Genomic DNA, 17201 nt, shown 5'->3' with positions numbered 1-17201 from the left:
CCCTGCGACAAACCCGCAGCTCAGTGGTTGACTCCGGTTTGTGCCGCTACAGTGCACATGTGAGGTTGGGCTTAGGTTCGCGCGGCGTGTGGGGCAAGTGTGCTGTCGCATTGGTGATGGTTGCGCTCGTGTTGACCGGCTGTTCGGGTGGTGACAAGTCCGATCAGCCCAACGGCACCGCTCCGAATGCGACGGCACCGGCGCAGACCAAGTCCAAGGGCGTCGACGGCCCGATGTTTACCGAGTGCGGCGGCATCAGCGATCAAGCGATGATGCAGACGACCAAGGTCGTGGGCCTGGTGGGCACCGCGAAGAACTCCGTCGGCTGCGTCTGGCTGCGCGGCGGGAGCATTGTGGGACCGCACTTCTCCTTCAACTGGTATCGAGGCAGCCCCATCGGTCGCGAGCGTGCGACCGAAGAGCGGACGCGCCCGAGCGTGGAGGACATCGAGATCGCCGGGTACAAGGGATTCATCGCTACCAACGGCTACCCGGGCACCGTGACCACTCTCTGCGAGATCGGCATGGATTTTGGAAACGACTTCATCGAATGGTCCATCAACTTTGAGCCGGGGACAGGCGCCCCGGACTCCTGTGACGTGGCCAAGCAGCTGACCGAGACGTCCATCAAGGCGGCCAAGAAATGATGTATCGGAAGACGAAGTCACTGTTCGCGGCGGCCTGCATCGCGCTCGTCGCATTCGGGTCCGCCGGCTGCGGCGGCACGGTTGACGGCGAGGCCGTCATGCCGGGCAAGGGCGACTCGGCGGAGGGCCCCAACGCCGAGCAGAAGTACCCGAACCTGCTCAAGGAATGCGAAGTCCTCACCACGGATGTGCTGGCCAAATCCGTCGACGCGGATCCGCGGGATATTCAGAGCACCTTCGTGGGAGCACTGTGCCGGTGGCAGGCCATGAGTAAGAGTGGTGGTCTGGTCGATATCACCCGGTTCTGGTTCGAGACCGGCAGCCTCGACGCGGAGAAGGCCACAGCGAACAGCCTGAAGTACAACGTCCAGGAACGAGCGATCCAGGGAATCCCGTCGATCGTCATGAGGCCGCCGGACCAGCCGGGTGCGTGTGGAGTTGCCAGCGACGCTGCAGGTGTTGTTGGATGGTGGGTCAACCCGCAGGGCCGAGGCGGAGACTCATGCACGCAGGCAATCAAATTGATGGAAATGACGCTGTCAGTCAACATCTGACACGTCGTGTTCGCTCGTGCCGTCTCACTGGGATGTTCCTGTGTGCCGTGCTGGCTCTGGGAATCCTGTTCTGTGCGGGCTGCTCTGGCCACCACGGTGAACTTGACGGGCACGACGCGTCCTCCTCGCATGACGTCAGGGTCGGCCCCGGTTATTCCGAGTGCGGCAGCCTGACCACTCCCGACGTCGCGGCAGTGCTGCACCGTGCCGACCTCAAGCTGATCGCGAAGACTCCGGCGGGATGCACCTGGTCCCCGAACGGATATTGGGGCGCGCTCCCGAACGTCACCCTGTCCTGGTATCGCGGCAGCCCGATTGGCCGTGAGCGGGAAGGCGAGGAACGAACACGCGACGAGGTCAGGGACTTTTCTGCCGGGGGGAAGAACGGATTCATCAGTTCGACGTACGGGATGTGCGTCACGGCCCTGGAGTACGGCGACGACCAATTCTTCGAATTGGCGGTCACGCTGCTCGGCGCCGGCCACGGCACCTCATCGGCCGCGTGTCACTGCGCGATGAAGCTCTCCTCGCAGGTGGCGGAGAAGGTCTGAGAGACGGTCCGTCAGCGCGGCACGTGGAATGTGGTGAGCGAGGCCCCGCCCAGCTCGAGCCGTGACCACGGTGAGCGCGTCGTCAGCACCGCGATCGCCGACGTCGGAAACTTGGTGGAGATGCGGTTCGCGGCCTCCGCGCTACTGGTGCCGGCATTGGCGAGCGCGAGCGCCAGCTGCGATGTGGTGGGCTCATGCCCGACGACCAGCACGGTGATCGCTGAATCCGGGACCGCGTTGATCTCACCGAGAGTGATGCCCGGCGTCGAGTCGTAGAGCTTGTCGCTGAACCTGACGAGTTGGCTGTGTACCCCGGTCTGAGTGAGCGTCGCGCGGGTCCGTGTTGCGGTGGAACACAGCACCGCGTCGATCCGATTGAAGTTGTCCTGCAGCCAAGTTCCGGCCTGGGTGGCCTGTCGGGTGCCACGCAGGTTCAGCGGACGCTCGTGGTCGTCGACTCCGGGTGGATAGGCCGACTTCGCGTGGCGCATCAGGATCAGGGCGCGTTTGGCGTCATCCGGCATGTTTCGTACCGTAGCCGGGCTACGCGACGAGTGCCGGGCAAATGCCAGAGCTGTGGATAGACCTCCGGGCCGGGCCTACAGGTCAGGCGCGGCATCCCCGGGCTTGTCGGTCGTCGGCAATAGACTTCGTTCGTGAAGTTCCTGCACACCGCTGACTGGCAGCTCGGCATGACTCGGCATTTCCTTGCCGGCGAGGCGCAGCCGCAGTATTCAGCCGCGCGTCGTGAGGCTATTGCCTCCCTCGGCGAGGTTGCTGTGGCGCAAGGGTGCGGCTTCATGGTGGTGTGCGGGGACGTCTTTGAGTCCAATCAGCTGGCGCCACGGGTCATCAGCCAGGCGCTGGAGGTCATGCGTGGCGTCGGTGTGGACATCTATTTGCTTCCCGGCAATCATGATCCGCTGGATGCCGCCTCGGTCTACACCAGTGAATTGTTCCTGGCGGAGAAGCCCGCGAACGTCCATGTGCTGGATCGTGCCGGTGTTCACCGGGTGGCTCCCGGCGTTGAGTTGGTGGCGGTGCCGTGGCGATCGAAGGCCCCGACACACGATCTGGTTGCCGAACAGTTGGACGGCTTACCCGCTGATGGCACCCGGCGCGTCGTGGTGGCCCATGGCGGCATCGACATTCTCGATCCCGATCCGACGAAACCCGCGCTCATCGCGTTGAAGGCGGTCGAGGCCGCCATCGATCGTGGCGCGGTCCACTACGTGGCGCTGGGGGACAAGCACTCCCGAACTCAGGTCGGTTCCAGCGGGCGGGTCTGGTATTCGGGTGCCCCCGAGGTCACCAACTACGACGACGTCGAATCCGATCCGGGGCATGCGCTTGTGGTCGATCTGGACAAATCGGGTGCGGTCCAGGTGGATGCCCATCACGTGGGCAGATGGCGGTTCGTGACGCTGCGACGGTCGGTGGACAACGCGCGGGATATCGCCGATCTGGGGCTGAACCTCGAACTGTTCCCCGACAAGGAGCGCACGGTGGTGCGCCTGGCACTGACCGGCACGCTCAGCGTGACCGACAATGCCGAACTCGAAGAGTGCCTGGATAAGTACACCCGGCTTTTCGCGAGCGTGCGGACCTGGGAGCGGCACACCGACATCGCGGTGGTGCCGGCCGACGGCGAGTTCAGCGATCTCGGTGTCGGCGGTTTCGCCGAATCGGCGATCGCCGAATTGAAGGAGATGGCGGCCGACGGTGGAACATCCTCCGCTGATGCTCAGGGTGCGTTGTCGTTGTTACTGCGCCTCACGTCTGGTGGGGGGCTCGGTAGCGCTGCGAAGGGCGGTGCGAAGAAAAGAGGGGCGGCGGCGTGAAGCTGCATCGGCTCTCGGTCACGAATTATCGCGGAATCGCGCACCGCGACATCACCTTTCCCGATCGTGGCGTGGTAGTGGTGAGTGGCGCCAACGAGATCGGCAAGACGTCGATGATCGAAGCGCTGGATCTGCTGATCGAATCCAAGGACCGCTCCACCAAGAAGGACGTCAAGCAGGTCAAACCCACCTTCGCCGACGTCGGTTCCGAGATTGAGGCCGAGATCAGCTGTGGCCCTTATCGCTTTGTGTATCGCAAGCGTTTCCACAAGCGCGCCGAGACGCATCTGACGGTCGTTGAACCGCGACGTGAACAGCTCTCCGGCGATGAGGCACATCAGCGGGTCCTGGACATGTTGGATGAGTCCATTGACATGAATCTGTGGAAGGCGCAACGGGTTCTGCAGTCGGCGGGGGCAGGTGTGCTCGACCTGTCGGCAAGCGATGCGCTCACCCGTGCTCTGGACTTGGCTGCCGGACAATCGGTTGCGTTGTCGGGCAGCGAGCCCGATCTGGTCGAGCGAATCGATGCCGAGTACGCGCTGTATTTCACCGGGACGGGCCGGCCTACCGGTGAATGGGCCAAGGCCGGTGCGCGTTTGACCGCGGCCGAGGACGCTCTTGCCATTGCCCGCGCGGCCATGGCAGAGGTCGATCAGCAGGTCCACGAGCACGACGAGCTGACCCAGGAACTGGCGTCCGTCATCGCCGATCGTGCCGAGATAAATCGTCGGCTGGCTCCGTTGGAGCAAGCGTCCCAGGCTGTTTCGACTCTCATGCAGCAGCGCGACAATGCCGTCGTGGTGGCGGAGGCGGCGCAGGCAGCGACGGTGGCGGCGCAGGCGAAACGTGAAGAGCGGGCACAGCTGGTCGCCGATATCCAAGCCCGCCGGACGTCCATCGACGGTCTCGCCGAGCAGGTCGCCGCCACGGCCGAGGCGCACGGTACGGCGCAGCACGTGTGTGAGGCCGCCCAGGCAGCGGCGGCTCAGGCGACGGAGGTGGTCGACGGCACCCGCGTTCAGCTGGAGACGGCACGCGGCACGTTGGAGCGCGCACTGGCCCGTGACGAGGTGGACGGGTTGGCGGCCAGAGTGTCGCGTATCGACCTCACCACCCGGCAGTTGGCCTCGGTCGGCGCGGAGCTCGCGGCGCTGGTCATCACCTCGCAGACACTGAGCGCGATCGAGACCGCTGCGCGCGCGGTCGGTATGGCGGAGGTGGCCCTGGAGACCGCGTCGGCGCAGGTCGAGGTACGCGCGCTCGCCGATGTGGAGATCATCGCCAACGGCGAGCGGCTGCGGGTCGAGGCGGGACAGGAGTGGGCCAGTGCCGCCACGGACACCATCGAGCTCACCGTTCCCGGCGTGGCAGTCGCCCGAATCATCCCGGGGTCCAACGCAGCTCAGCTGCGCGAGAACCTCGACGCCGCCCGGGAAACGTTGGCGGGCGCACTGGCCGATGCCGGTGTCGCCGATGTCGGGCAGGCGCAAAAGCAGTTCGAACGGCGTACCGAGCTGAATGCCGAGCGCGACCGATTGACCGCGCTGCTCGATGGTCTGATGGGTTCGGAACACCTTGACGTCCTGCGCGACAAGCTGAGCCGGTTGCGCGAGTTGGTACCGGAGGCCACCGGTTTGTGGGATGCGATCGACCCGGCGCAGGCTCGCACCGAGGTCGCCCGGCTGGTCGGTGAGGTGGAGCGCCTGCAGGCCGAAGAGGTCGCCCACCGCCGGTCAGTCCAGGTCGCCGGTGAACGGCTTGCCGAGAAGGCCGCCGAGGCCATGGCGGTGCGGGAAAAGCGGGCCGCGCGCGCCGAGGAACTAGTCGCCGCCGAGCAGCGTCTTGCGCATGTGCGGTCCTCGGCCTCCGATGATCTGCTGACCGAGCGCCATGACCGGGCGGTCCAGGCGGCGGACTTGACCGCCCGGCGTGTCACCGATCTCGTGAGTCAGTTGGCGGCGCTGGAGGCCGACAGGGTGCGCACCGAACTCGCCGAGGTTTCTGCGCTGGCCCAGGCATTGGATCAGCGACACGAGTCGACGCGCGATCAGCTGCGCGATATTTCGGTGCGTCTGGAGGTGTTCGGCAGGCAGGGCCGTCAGGATCAGCTGGACGCCGCCGCTTCCGAGCGCGAGTATGCGGCAACGGAATTCACCCGAATCGGCGCGAAGGCGCGGGCCGTCGATACGCTGCGATCGGTGATGATGCGGCACCGCGACGGCATGCGGTTGCGCTATGTCGATCCGTTCCGTGCTGAGCTGGAACGATTGGGCCGCATGGTCTTCGGGCCCACCTTCGAAGTGGACATCGATAGCGATCTGAGTATCCGCAGCCGGACCTTGGAGGGCAGGACGGTGCCCTACGAGTCGTTATCGGGTGGCGCCAAGGAGCAGCTCGGCATCGTGGCACGGCTGGCCAGTGCCGCATTGGTCGCGCCGCAGGACGCGGTGCCCGTCATCATCGACGACGCGTTGGGGTTCACCGACAGCGACAGGTTGGAACGCATGGGAGAGGTGTTCGGTGCGGTGGGCACCGAGGCGCAGGTGATCGTGCTGACCTGCAGCCCCGACCGGTACCACGCAGTCACCGGCGCGCAGCGAATCAGCTTGTCGGCCTGAGTGACTCAGAAGTAGGCGTTCGCGGGAAGCGGCGTGCCGTGCAGCAGGTTCTGTCCGATCACCCGGGCCTTGTAGTGCACCGGATTGTGCAGACTGATGGTGCGGATATTGCGCCAGTGCCGGTCCAGGTTACGGCTGCGACTCGACGCGCTGGCCCCGCCCAGATCCAGCAGCTTGGTGGCGGCGTCGAGTGCGACGGCATCGATATGCACCTTGGCCTTGGCGACGGCGAGCTGCGCCTCCTCGGCGAGCTGCGCATCGGGTACTCCGTCGCGCAGGGATGCGGTGGCGACATCGATGGCATCGGCCGCGGCAAGAACGGCGGCCTCCGCGGCAAAAGCGGTCGCGCTCAGCTCGCCGAGGGTGCGTTGCAGCAGCGGATCGTCCACCGGGCGCTCGGTGAGAGCGTGGCTGAAGTTGCGCTGACGGGAACGCAACAGTGCTGCACCGTCGTCCACCACCGAGCGCAGCACGCCGGCGATGATCGCCAGGATGTACAGCTGCAACGACGCGTACTGAGTGGTCGGTACAGGGGCGGCGTCATACGGCGTTTCGGAAAGAATCTCGTCGGCGGCGATGTCGACTTGGGTGAAGATCGTGGTGCCGGTTCCGGTGCGCCGCTGGCCGAAGCCATCCCAGTCATCCACCAGCCGTACCCCGTCGCGATCACCTGGGACGATGACCGATGCCACCGAGTCGCGGTCGGTGGTGGCGGTGACCGTCAGATAGTCCGCGAACAATGTTCCGGTGCTGTAGAACTTCTCGCCGTTCAACCGGTATCCGTTGCCGACGGGCAGCAGCCGGGTGTTGAACACCAGGCTGCCCACCGCGAGGGAGCCCTTCTCGCTGAACGCGTTGGCGAACAGATTGCCCTCGTTCACCTTGGTCAGCCAGGCGGCCGAGGTGGGATCAGCGAGTGTGCGCAGTCTTTCCTCGACGAACCAGAAGTGAGTTCGGAAGATATGGGCGACGATGGGGTCAGCCTGCGCGACATCGATGATGGTGGAAAAGAGTTGCCGCACAGATAGTCCCGCGCCACCGAGCTCGACGGGGATGCGCAGCCGTCCGGTTCCCGCCTCCTTGAGCAGCCGAACCTGGTCAAAGGGATTCTCGTCGTCCAGATCGCGATCCCGGGCACCTTCGGCGACTTGGGCTAGCAGATTCCGGTAGGTCTCGGTGCCGGGCAGTGCACGGATTTCCAGGACTGACGGAGCGGAAGTCATGTCTTCGTTGTACGCAGCATGCCCAGCTGCGGCATCGCTTTGAATCACCCAGAACCGAAGCGGCAATATGGGTCACGATGATTCGCATAGTTCGGTCCTGGTCGCACTACCTTCGCTGGCTCACCCTGCTGGGCGCCTTCGCGGTTGCCTGCCTGCTCCTGTTCACCCCAGGTGGCACCGTCCCGTCGGGACCTCCCGGCGCGGACAAGGTGGCGCATGTGCTGATATTCGCGATGTTGGCGGTGTGCTCGCTTTTCGCGAAGATCGACGAGAAACTCACGCTGACTTGGGTTCTGGTGTTCGCGGCATCTTCGGAGGTAATTCAAGCGCTGTGGATTCCGCGCCGCGATGGGAGCCTGCTGGACCTCCTGGCCGATGCGATCGGCCTGCTTACGGGGCTGCTGTTGTGGCGGAAGATTCGCCGCGGATCTCGGCGGGCTCCGTCATGACGGTCATCACGGTGCGGGAGTGAGCCAGCCCGCTGGTGACCAGCTCGAGCTGACGCAGCGCGCGACTCAAGGCGCCGTTCGCGTCCGCGTCGGTGGGGTGATCGGTGTCCACCAGCATGCCGATGGTGTTGAGGATCGAGCCGGCGATGAGGTCCGCCGCGATCTCAAGATCCTCGGTGGTGTGGTGATTCGTCGCGGGATTGCGTGCGAGCTCCACCACCACGTCGTTGGTGAGCATTCGCATCTCGTTGTTGATGGCACGCCGGATCTGCGGCGAGCCGCCATGACGTTCACGTACCAGAAACCGGAAGTTGTTCGCGTGCTCGCTCACTCGGTCGACCATGAGACCGAGAATCTTGGCGGGGTTGTCACTGCCAGCCTCGCGCCGGGCTTGACGAAAGGTGTCACGAAGCGCACGAACACTCTCCTCAGCAAGAACTGTGCCCAGGTCTTCCATCGATTCGAAGTGTCGATAGAACGCGGTGGGAACCAAACCCGCGGACCTGGCCACTTCACGCAGGCTCACCGTTGCGAAGCCGCGTACCTTGAGTAGTTCCAAGGTCCCGTCGAGCAATGCGCGGCGGGTGTGCAATTTCTTCTCGGCACGACTATGTCGCATGTCAATCAGTGTACGGGCGTACTCCTACTGTTTGACCTTGTTTCGTTCGAAACCGCGTTGATGTCTGGTATTGACAGGTTCATCTACGTTGCGCAGACTGAGTCCAGTGCACAATTGTTCACTATTTGGTTACTGAATCCGGAAGGACAGTGCAGCATGGTGGGACCTGTTGAGCGCAACGTAAACGTCGTCCAGGAAGTCGTGGAGTCGGTCGGTACGCGTGTCGGCCGGATCATCCGCATCATCACCCGGACGGTGGGAGAAGTTGCACGCGAGGTGAGCGGCGTCGTGGCTGACGGGTTCGAAATCGCCGAGGCCAGTAAGAGGGCGCGTGCCGACCACGAACGATGGGATGCGGCGGAAGATACCGACGAGGCCGAGGATGCTGCCGACGACGACGAAGCCGGCGAGCTCGTCGACCTCGACAGGGTGGCCGGCGACCATGACACCGTTGATGACGAGGTCGATGTCGTGACCGAAGAGGTGACTTCCGGATCAGAGTCTGAGGCGCACGAGAACGCCACCGAGCAAGAAAGAGTCTGAACGTGTCGGCTCCAGCGTTGCAGCCCGAACCCGTTCAGACATCGGTCGCTACGGCGACCGGCGGATGCCCGGTCAACCATGATCTGTACCCGGGCGGGCCCACCTTCCTACGGTGGCATCACACCCGCGTCGGATACCTCAAATCGTGGCGGCTGGCGCTTGGCGCGGTCTGGTCGACATATCGGCACACCATCTCGGAGTACCTCGCCGATCTACCGGGCCAGGACGACATCATCGTTGCGCGGGCGCCCATGCGAAAGACGGTGATCGTCCGCAATCCGGAACTGGCCCGCCATGTGCTGGTCGCCAATCAGGACAACTACATCAAGAGTGCCGAATATGACCTACTGGCAGTGGGTTTCGGCCGCGGACTGGTGACCGATCTCAACGAGGGACTGTGGAATCGCAACCGTCGGTTGGTGCAGCCGATCTTCGCCAAGCGGCAAGTTGATCTCTTCGCGCCCCAGATGGCCGAGGCGGCCGCGCGCACGCTGGCCCGCTGGGATGAGTTGTACGCGCAAGGCGACCACGTCGATGTCACCGCCGAGATGAATTATCTGACCATGGATATCGTCGCGCAGACGATGTTCGGTATCGATCTGTCCGGCGATATGGCAGAGCGGATGCGCGTCAATTTCGCGCGCTTGCTGAAGCTCTTCGGAGTGGGCTACATCGCGGGGGCGGCGCCGCCGCTGCGCTGGGTGGTGGACAAGCTGGCCACCCATGGGCCAGACGAATTGTCTTCGCACACACCAAGATTGGCTATAAAGGCACTGCGTATCGGGGCGTCGGTGGTTGCACCGCGGACCATGAAGGGTCTGCGGTGGGTAGAGCGCACCATCGACCAACTCATCGCCGACCACCGCAGCGGCCGAATTTCCAGGCAGGACAATCTGTTGGCCTTGCTGATGGCAGCCGAGGATCCGGAAACAGGGGCCAAGTACACGGATCTGGAAATCCGGGATGAGTTGATGACGTTTCTGGGTGCCGGCTTCGAGACGACCGCCGCAGCACTCGCGTGGACCTGGTACTTGTTGTCCCGCAACGCCGACGCCCGGGAAAAACTGGGCGAGGAGGTCGACCGTGTGCTGGGCGGACGGCTCCCGACGGCCGCCGACATCGACGATCTACCATGGACCGCCGCCGTGCTGAACGAGGCCATGCGCGTATACCCGCCGATCCTTGGTCTAGCGCGCGCCGCGAAGGCCGCCGATGTGCTCGGGGACTATCCGATACCGGCGGGGACGACGGTGACGGTTCTCATCGACAGCATTCACCACAACGATCGGGTGTGGGAGAACGCCAGGACCTTCGACCCGTCACGGTTCCTCAAGGAGAACCTCGAATCCGAACAACGCAAGGCGCACATGCCATTTGGCGCGGGCAAGCGGATGTGCATCGCTTCGGGATTTGCCAATCTGGAGGCCATCATCGGGATCGCCTCGCTGGCGCAGCAGTATGAATTGGATCTGGTGCCGGGGCAGAAGCCGCGCCGCGAAGTGACGTTTACCGGCGGCCCGGAAGGGGAGATTCTCATGCGCTTGCGTAAGCGGCATCCGTGACCGCGACGACGGTACTCACCGATGACGTGCGTTCGGACCTATTGCGTCGATGGTCCGAGCCGCATCGCCGTCATCACGATGTCGTCCACCTGCGTGAGGTACTCGACGCGGTGGAGATGCTGGCGCAGGACGGCGCGGTCTTCGATCGCGATGCCGTCGAACTGGCCGCCTGGTTCCATGATGCGGTGTATGACATTGGCCGAGCGGACAATGAGCGGCAATCCGCGGATTTGGCTCGGAAGCTGTTGCCTCCCCACATCGGTGATGAAGTGGCGCGCCTGGTGATTCTCACCGAGACGCATCGAGTCGAACCGCACGATGCGAACGGTGCCGTGCTTAGCGATGCCGATCTGTCCGTACTCGGTGCCGCTGCCGAACGTTATTCACGGTATGTGGATGCGGTCCGGGAGGAGTACGCGTCGATACCGGACCAGGTCTTCCGCCGCGAGCGCGCACGGGTGCTGCGCGCACTGCTCCAGAAGGCCGAGCTCTTTCACACCGAGGCGGGCCGGGCGCGGTGGGAAGCGGCCGCACGGCACAACGTTGAAGCGGAGCTGCGCAGACTCGGCTGAGGAGCGTCAGCGCCGTCGTACCGTGATCAGTCCGTTGTCCTTCGGGCAGGACGCGACTCCGCGTGAGTGCCACTTTTCGTTGGAGGCCGATGTCGTTTCAATGGTGAAGTGCCGCAACACGGTCCGCAGCACGATGTCCATCTCCATATTGGCGAAGGCCGCCCCTACGCAGCGCCGGGTGCCCCCGCCGTACGGAACCCAGGAGTTGCCCGGCTTGGTACCCATGAACCGTTCGGGATCGAAGCGTTCCGGGTGGGGGTATGCGGCAGGATCATCGTGCATCAGATTGATGCTCACCACGAGGGAGCGGCCCTGCGGGATGCGATAGGGCCCGATATCGACATACGGAGCCAGCACATGCCGGCCCGCGAAGTCGATGACCGGCCGACTGCGTTGTACCTCAAGGATTGTCGCTTGCCGGTATTCGTTGCTCTCGGTCTGGGCTTCGTCGGACAGACGCGACAGCACCTGTGGGTTGCGGGTGATGCGTTCGAAGGCCCACGCCAGGGTGGTGGCCGTGGTTTCGTGGCCGGCCGCCAACAGGGTGAGCAGTTCATCGGAGACATCGCTGCGCGACATGGTGGTGCCGTCGTCATAGGTGGAGCGCAGGAGCAGGGCGAGGATGTCGGTACGGTCCTCGAAATCCGGTGCGGCAAGGGCCTTGTCGATGAGAACCTCGATCACCTTGTCGTAGCGCGCGCGCTTGGCTTTGAGAATCCCCCACGGGCTGAACCGGCCATAGTCGCGTTTGGGTTGTGGTAACCGGGTCATGCTGGAGGCCAATACCACCCACGGCGGGATCAGTTCGCGCAGCACGTCCAGCTCGGCCCCGTCGGCGCCGAAAACCGCGCGCAGGATCGCGTTGAGCGTGATCCGCATCATCGGCTCCATGGTGTCGAACTGCTGACCCTCGGGCCATGATGCGCACTCGCGCAACGTCTCTTCCTCGATGATCTGCTCGTACTGAACCATGGCCTTGCCGTGGAACTTTGGCGCGAGCAACTTACGACGATGCCGGTGTTCGTTGCGCTCCAGTGCGAAGACCGACCCGGGCCCGAGCTGCTGGCTCAGATTGGGCTGGATATTGCCCAGCACCTCGGTGCTGGTGGTGAACACCTGCCGGGCGAGGTCCGGGTCCGCCACGACCACCGTGTACCCGAACTTCGGAATGTTGATGGTGTAGACCTTCCCGTACCTCTTCGCCAGCTGGCGCGTAGTCCAGCGGCGCGAGGCCACAAAGGCGATGCCCTGGGCCAGCTTGGGAAGTGCCACGACCGGGGGAGCTCCGGGTTCGGGCGTGTCGGCTGCTCGGTCGATGGTTGAGGTTTCGGTCACGTCACCCTCCACGGCGTTGTGGGTTAGTAGACATGTGTCTGATAACACAGCCTACATCTGTCATCTCGGTCACACCAGCAGGAATCGCGAGAGATTTCACCGGCGGGTCGACTTGACAGGGGTAACTCTGGCACCATGTATCTCGTTCGTCTCAGAAGTCACTGAGGTCTTGGAGGACGCGTTGATCACACGTTGGACGACCGCCGTGGTCGTCAGTGCTGTCCTCGCGCTGTGTACCCCCGCGACCACAACCGCCGAACCCCTGGCGGTGGGCAAGGACTTCTCGAAGCCGGCAATCGTCATCCTCGGATACGGCCTCAAGCCCGACGGCTCGATGCGCGACAAGCTCTACCAGCGCGTGGCGACCGGCAGGGCGATCGCCAACATGTTCCCGAACTCGTTCATCATCGTGACCGGCGGTAATCCGCAGAACGGTGTGTCCGAGGCCGAGCAGATGCGCAATATGCTTGTCGGCCTTGGCTATCCGTCCGACCGGATCATCGTGGAGCCGCGCGCGAACAGCACCGTGCAGAACGCGCAGTTCTCGGTGCCGCTGGCTAAACAGGCAGGCGCGTCGGGCATCATCCTGGTGACGAATTCGACCCACCAGCAGCGTGCCGACCGGAACTTCACCGACGCGGGCGGCAACGTGCTGGCCACCGCGAGCTTCCCCGACGGGGACGCGCCCACCAACATAGGTCAGTTGATGCGCGACATCATCAGCCCGTTCCGCTGACAACTGCCGACAACCGCTGACAACTACGGGACGACCACAGTTCGCCTGAAGGGAATGAACCCGGCAGAATTGTCGGTTAACCGACCAAGGCGCTCACCGGTGTGCGCCGCCGCGTGTCCAGCACGCAGCATCAAGCCGCATACCGCACAGGAGCCCACATCTCATGACGGCCGTTGTCGACTCTCGCGTGCAGCCCGAGCCGCCCGTATCGCCGCGCGCACGCCGCGGCGCGATTGTCGCGCTGGCCATCGGTGGATTCGGGATCGGGACAACAGAATTCGTGGCAATGGGACTATTGCCCAATATCGCCCACGGCCTCCACGTCACCGAGCCGGAGGCGGGCCATGTCATCAGTGCCTATGCGCTCGGTGTCGTCGTCGGCGCGCCGGTCATCGCGGCGCTCACCGCCCGTGCCTCGCGCCGGACACTGCTCATCGCACTCATGATCGCGTTCACGATCGGCAACGCGGCCACCGTCTTCGCGCCGGGATACACCGCGCTCATGGTGTCCAGATTCATCGCCGGGTTACCGCATGGCGCGTATTTCGGCGTGGCGGCCCTGGTGGCGGCACACCTGGCCGGCCCCGGCGAACGCGCCAAGGCAGTGGGGCAGACGATGCTCGGCCTGTCGGTGGCCAACGTGATAGGTGTTCCGGTGGCGACGTGGCTCGGCAACACGGTCGGTTGGCGTTCGGCCTTCGCCGTCGTCGCAGTCATCGGTGCCATCACCATCGCGGCACTATTGCGGTTCCTACCGGGGCTGACGGATATGAAGATCACCAATCCGTTGACCGAGCTGGGTGCGTTGCGCCGCGTGCAGGTGTGGTTCACCCTGCTCATCGGCGTCGTGGGCTTCGGTGGCATGTTCGCCTTCTACACCTACATCAGCACCACCCTCACCAGCGTCTCCGGACTGCCCAAGGCTCTCGTTCCGCTCGCGCTGTCGCTGTACGGAATCGGCATGGTCACCGGAAATGTGCTGGGCGGCTGGATGGCAGACCGCAGTGTGGTCAGGGCCATCACCATCGGCCTGGTACTGGTCGCTGTGATGCTGGTGATTTTCGCAGCAGTATCCAGAAATCCCTGGGCCGCACTGGCGCTGGTGTTCGCCGTGGGGGTCGCGGGAACGTCGCTGGTGCCCGCTCTGCAGACGCGGCTCATGGATGTGGCCGATGACGCGCAGACGCTGGCCGCCGCACTGAATCACTCGGCGCTCAACATCGCCAATGCCGGCGGAGCCGGGCTCGGCGGTCTGGTCATCACCGCCGGATATGGCTATCGGGCTCCGTCGCTGGTCGGTGCCGCGTTGGCCGTGGCGGGGCTCGTCGTACTCGGGCTGTCGCTGCTGTATGCCCGGTTCAGGACTGTGGCCACCGCCTGACCGGGTGGGCTAAGTTCTCAGAAGCCGTCCTAGGCCGTAGTCAAATTGCTTGTCGTGTGCGGTGTTTCGAAGGGTATCTAGTCCAGCCTTAACTAGCGGGAAACGTGCCTCGTCGATGTCGGTCCGCTTTGGGCCGTACTCGAGTTGTTGGGCGGCCTGTTCTTCGATCGCAAACCCGGTGACGTAATACTGCACAGAGAAGGCCAGCAGTACCGCATCCCGCTCGGGCACACCCGCGCTGAGGGCGGCTCCGATTGCGGCCTCGCCGAAGGCCAGCGTATGTGATTCGCGGACAAAGGTTCCCGCAAGAATTCGCGCGCCATCTCGATGCGCCAGTAGGGCCGCGCGTAGGCGGTGTGCCAGTTCGGCGAGTCGCTCTATGCCGACTGCGTTGCTGTGTGGGTCATCTGCGACGCCTGCCAAAAGATCATCGGCGAGTGCGTCGATCAAGGCGTGTTTGTTCTCGACATGCCAGTACAGCGTGCCGTGGTTTACCCCGAGCGAGGCCGCGAGCTTGCGCATCGTGAGTGCGTCCACGCCGTGGATCTCGATGTAGGTCCATGCGCCCGTCAGCACTGCTGCTCTGTCCAGACGTGCCATTGCGTCCTTCCTGACTCGCGAGCACGATAGCAACAAGCATACTTGACCAATGGTCAAGTATGCTTTTAACCTGTGGTTATGCGGCTAACTCGAAGGGATAACGTGGGCACCGTGCTGATCTGTGGTGCCGGCATCGCAGGCACGGTGCTGGCCTATCGGCTGGCTCGCGCGGGCCTGCGACCGACGGTGGTGGAACGGTCCGCGGGTTTACGCCAGGCCGGAAATGCTGTCGATCTGCGCGGCCCCGCCGTCGAGGTCATGGCCGAGATGGGTGTGCTCGTTGAGTTGGAAGCGCGCGCGACGCAATTGGGTGAGTTCTTCCGTATCGATTCGTCGGGCAAACGTGTCTTCACCATGGCGCCGGAGGTAATCGGTGGTGAGATCGAGCTGCTGCGAACAGAACTCAATGCCGTGTTGTTCGGCGCCGCTCAAGCCGGTGTCGAATACCGCTTTGGCGATTCGATTCGATCGCTCGACGACCGGGGTGATGGTGTCGGCGTCACATTCGACAGCGGCAGACGCGGCGATTTCGACCTCGTCATCGGAGCAGACGGACTGCATTCACGCACACGCGCACTGGCTTTTGGGCCCGAGACCGAGTTCGTTCGCCATCTTGGCTGCTATCAGGCGCATTTCACCACCGACAACATTCTCGGCCTGCACAATGCCGGGTTGTTGTTCAACCGCCCGGGGCGCACCCTCGGGTGCTACACCGTGCACCAGAGCCAAGAGCTGGTGATCGGACTGTTTTTCGAGTCAGCCCAATGTGCCTACGACCGCGCAGACGTGGCGGCGCAGCGGTGTTGGATCAACCGTACGTTTGACGGCATGGGCTGGCGCGCCGCGGAGCTGCTCGAGGCCATGCAGGCGTGCGATGACTTCTATTTCGATGCCATTGCGCAGGTATCGCTCGCCAGTCCGTACCGGGGCCGGGTGGCCCTTGTCGGGGACGCCGCCTACGGACCTTCGCTGCTCTCTGGGATGGGGGCAACCCTGGCTGTCGTGGGTGCAGCCGTTCTGGCCGACGAACTCTCATGTCATCCCGATGATCACCGGAAAGCCTTCGCGCGGTATGAGGCACGAATCCGCGATATGACCGAGCTGAGCCAGGAACTCGCACGGGCATCTCTGGGCTGGTTCATCCAGTCCGATGACGTAGACGGCATCTCGTCGGACACGCAACTCGTGGCCGACAGAGAATCCGGTGTTCTTCGTGACCGCACGCTGGCCGCCGTGCGAGCGGCTTGTGGCAATCCGTCTTCCCGCGCACGAAAGTAGTTTTGTTCGAATAGCCTTTCGGCATGGCTGGAAGCGGCGAAGCAAAAGTTGCGGGCAAAGAATCTCTCTGGGTCAGGTGGCGTGGACGTGTTTTCGCCGGCATCGGATTGCTGCTGGCGCTGGTGGCTGTGTACTTCGCGCTGTCGGCCTTCATTCCGCGGTGGTGGGCGCAACGTATCGCCGACATGTCCGGCCACGGCAGTTTCACCAAGGGGATTGGCAGCGGGCTCACCCTCGGCCTGTTATGCACCGGAATTCCGCTGTTGCTCGCGCTGTGGGCGTTTCTGCTGCGTGGTCGCCGTGGCGGGAAATTCTTTGCGGGGGTATTGACGTTGCTGGCCGTCATTGTGGCGATACCGAACCTGATGACATTGACGATTGTGCTCGGGACCAGCAATTCCGCCCACGCCGGCGAGCGAGTTCTGGATGTCGAAGCACCCGGATTCCGGGGAGCGACGGCCATCGGGGCGACCGTGGCGCTGTTGATCTTCCTGGTCATCACGTTCTTCGTCGTGCGCAAGTGGCGGCGGCGAGTGAAATCCGAGAAGCAGCAGGTCCGAGACGCTGCCGCCGCGGCGGTTGATACCGCGACAGAATGATCGTGTGTGCCCTCGGCAGGAATCGAACCTGCGGCCTTCTGCTCCGGAGGCAGACGCTCTATCCCCTGAGCTACGAGGGCGTCAGGGCTT

The 17201-nt window shown here is 64.0% G+C and carries 18 protein-coding genes and 1 tRNA gene; 13 read left to right on the top strand and 6 right to left on the bottom strand.

The window, feature by feature from the left end; genetic code table 11:
• Window positions 1–116 precede the first annotated feature (116 nt).
• Genes BKG76_RS03115 through BKG76_RS03105 form a run of 3 tightly spaced genes read left to right on the top strand, consistent with a single transcriptional unit; the run spans window position 117 to window position 1752 of the window.
• Entirely contained in the window at window positions 117–647 is a 531-nt protein-coding gene (locus BKG76_RS03115; protein ID WP_236737534.1) for a DUF3558 domain-containing protein, read from the top strand.
• Window positions 644–1201, top strand: coding sequence for a DUF3558 domain-containing protein (locus tag BKG76_RS03110; RefSeq protein WP_078278703.1), 558 nt, complete (start codon window positions 644–646; stop codon window positions 1199–1201). Before BKG76_RS03115 ends, BKG76_RS03110 begins: the two co-directional genes overlap by 4 nt.
• Window positions 1202–1233: 32 nt before the next feature.
• Window positions 1234–1752 (top strand): DUF3558 family protein, encoded by a 519-nt coding sequence (locus BKG76_RS03105; RefSeq protein ID WP_070935865.1) that lies wholly within the window; start codon window positions 1234–1236, stop codon window positions 1750–1752.
• 11 nt (window positions 1753–1763) lie between these two features.
• On the opposite strand, the gene BKG76_RS03100 is transcribed toward BKG76_RS03105, so the two are convergent.
• Complete coding sequence (locus BKG76_RS03100; RefSeq protein WP_070935863.1) at window positions 1764–2276, bottom strand: SixA phosphatase family protein; 513 nt, start codon at window positions 2274–2276, stop codon at window positions 1764–1766.
• Window positions 2277–2408: 132 nt separating this feature from the next.
• Here BKG76_RS03100 and BKG76_RS03095 point away from each other — a divergent pair, with 132 nt between their 5' ends.
• Entirely contained in the window at window positions 2409–3593 is a 1185-nt protein-coding gene (locus tag BKG76_RS03095; protein WP_070935861.1) for a metallophosphoesterase family protein, read from the top strand.
• The gene (locus BKG76_RS03090; protein WP_070935859.1) at window positions 3590–6214 is read left to right on the top strand and encodes an AAA family ATPase; all 2625 of its coding nucleotides are present in this window, start codon (window positions 3590–3592) and stop codon (window positions 6212–6214) included. Before BKG76_RS03095 ends, BKG76_RS03090 begins: the two co-directional genes overlap by 4 nt.
• 5 nt (window positions 6215–6219) lie before the next feature.
• On the opposite strand, the gene BKG76_RS03085 is transcribed toward BKG76_RS03090, so the two are convergent.
• Window positions 6220–7503, bottom strand: a complete 1284-nt coding sequence (locus BKG76_RS03085) for an acyl-CoA dehydrogenase family protein (protein WP_083337895.1) — start codon at window positions 7501–7503, stop codon at window positions 6220–6222.
• An 11-nt stretch (window positions 7504–7514) separates the two neighbouring features.
• On the opposite strand from BKG76_RS03085, the gene BKG76_RS03080 reads away from it, so the two are divergent.
• Window positions 7515–7886 carry a VanZ family protein gene (locus BKG76_RS03080; protein ID WP_070935855.1) on the top strand — a complete coding sequence of 124 codons (372 nt, stop codon included), beginning with the start codon at window positions 7515–7517 and terminating at the stop codon, window positions 7884–7886.
• Here BKG76_RS03080 and BKG76_RS03075 read toward each other — a convergent pair.
• Window positions 7828–8505 (bottom strand): TetR family transcriptional regulator, encoded by a 678-nt coding sequence (locus BKG76_RS03075; protein WP_070935853.1) that lies wholly within the window; start codon window positions 8503–8505, stop codon window positions 7828–7830. The genes BKG76_RS03080 and BKG76_RS03075 overlap by 59 nt on opposite strands.
• 156 nt (window positions 8506–8661) lie before the next feature.
• Between BKG76_RS03075 and BKG76_RS03070 the strand changes: the two genes are divergently transcribed.
• The 3 genes from BKG76_RS03070 to BKG76_RS25080 are packed head-to-tail and all read left to right on the top strand — an operon-like array spanning window position 8662 to window position 11182.
• Window positions 8662–9048 (top strand): hypothetical protein, encoded by a 387-nt coding sequence (locus BKG76_RS03070; RefSeq protein ID WP_070936827.1) that lies wholly within the window; start codon window positions 8662–8664, stop codon window positions 9046–9048.
• Between the two features lie 2 nt (window positions 9049–9050).
• Window positions 9051–10610 (top strand): cytochrome P450, encoded by a 1560-nt coding sequence (locus BKG76_RS03065; RefSeq protein ID WP_070935851.1) that lies wholly within the window; start codon window positions 9051–9053, stop codon window positions 10608–10610.
• Window positions 10607–11182 carry an HD domain-containing protein gene (locus tag BKG76_RS25080; protein WP_070935849.1) on the top strand — a complete coding sequence of 192 codons (576 nt, stop codon included), beginning with the start codon at window positions 10607–10609 and terminating at the stop codon, window positions 11180–11182. The genes BKG76_RS03065 and BKG76_RS25080 overlap by 4 nt, the downstream gene beginning before the upstream one ends.
• Before the next feature lie 6 nt (window positions 11183–11188).
• Here BKG76_RS25080 and BKG76_RS03055 read toward each other — a convergent pair whose 3' ends face one another.
• Window positions 11189–12529 (bottom strand): cytochrome P450, encoded by a 1341-nt coding sequence (locus BKG76_RS03055; protein WP_083337894.1) that lies wholly within the window; start codon window positions 12527–12529, stop codon window positions 11189–11191.
• A 157-nt stretch (window positions 12530–12686) separates the two neighbouring features.
• Between BKG76_RS03055 and BKG76_RS03050 the strand changes: the two genes are divergently transcribed.
• Window positions 12687–13253 (top strand): YdcF family protein, encoded by a 567-nt coding sequence (locus BKG76_RS03050; RefSeq protein ID WP_070935847.1) that lies wholly within the window; start codon window positions 12687–12689, stop codon window positions 13251–13253.
• A 163-nt stretch (window positions 13254–13416) separates the two neighbouring features.
• On the top strand, window positions 13417–14634 hold the full coding sequence (locus BKG76_RS03045) for an MFS transporter (RefSeq protein ID WP_070935845.1): 1218 nt from the start codon (window positions 13417–13419) through the stop codon (window positions 14632–14634).
• Between the two features lie 9 nt (window positions 14635–14643).
• On the opposite strand, the gene BKG76_RS03040 is transcribed toward BKG76_RS03045, so the two are convergent.
• Complete coding sequence (locus BKG76_RS03040) at window positions 14644–15234, bottom strand: TetR/AcrR family transcriptional regulator C-terminal domain-containing protein (protein WP_070935843.1); 591 nt, start codon at window positions 15232–15234, stop codon at window positions 14644–14646.
• Window positions 15235–15312: 78 nt separating this feature from the next.
• Here BKG76_RS03040 and BKG76_RS03035 point away from each other — a divergent pair, with 78 nt between their 5' ends.
• Both BKG76_RS03035 and BKG76_RS03030 read left to right on the top strand, forming a co-directional pair.
• Complete coding sequence (locus BKG76_RS03035; protein ID WP_070935841.1) at window positions 15313–16512, top strand: FAD-dependent monooxygenase; 1200 nt, start codon at window positions 15313–15315, stop codon at window positions 16510–16512.
• Between the two features lie 23 nt (window positions 16513–16535).
• Window positions 16536–17111: a permease gene (locus BKG76_RS03030; RefSeq protein ID WP_070935839.1), complete on the top strand. Its 576-nt coding sequence runs from the start codon at window positions 16536–16538 to the stop codon at window positions 17109–17111.
• A 7-nt stretch (window positions 17112–17118) separates the two neighbouring features.
• Here BKG76_RS03030 and BKG76_RS03025 read toward each other — a convergent pair.
• Window positions 17119–17191, bottom strand: a tRNA-Arg gene (locus tag BKG76_RS03025).
• Between the last annotated feature and the right edge of the window lie 10 nt (window positions 17192–17201).

The sequence above is a fragment of the Mycobacteroides franklinii genome, from assembly GCF_001853795.1.
Lineage (GTDB): Bacteria > Actinomycetota > Actinomycetes > Mycobacteriales > Mycobacteriaceae > Mycobacterium > Mycobacterium franklinii.
This window is presented reverse-complemented; position numbering and strand designations above follow the sequence as displayed.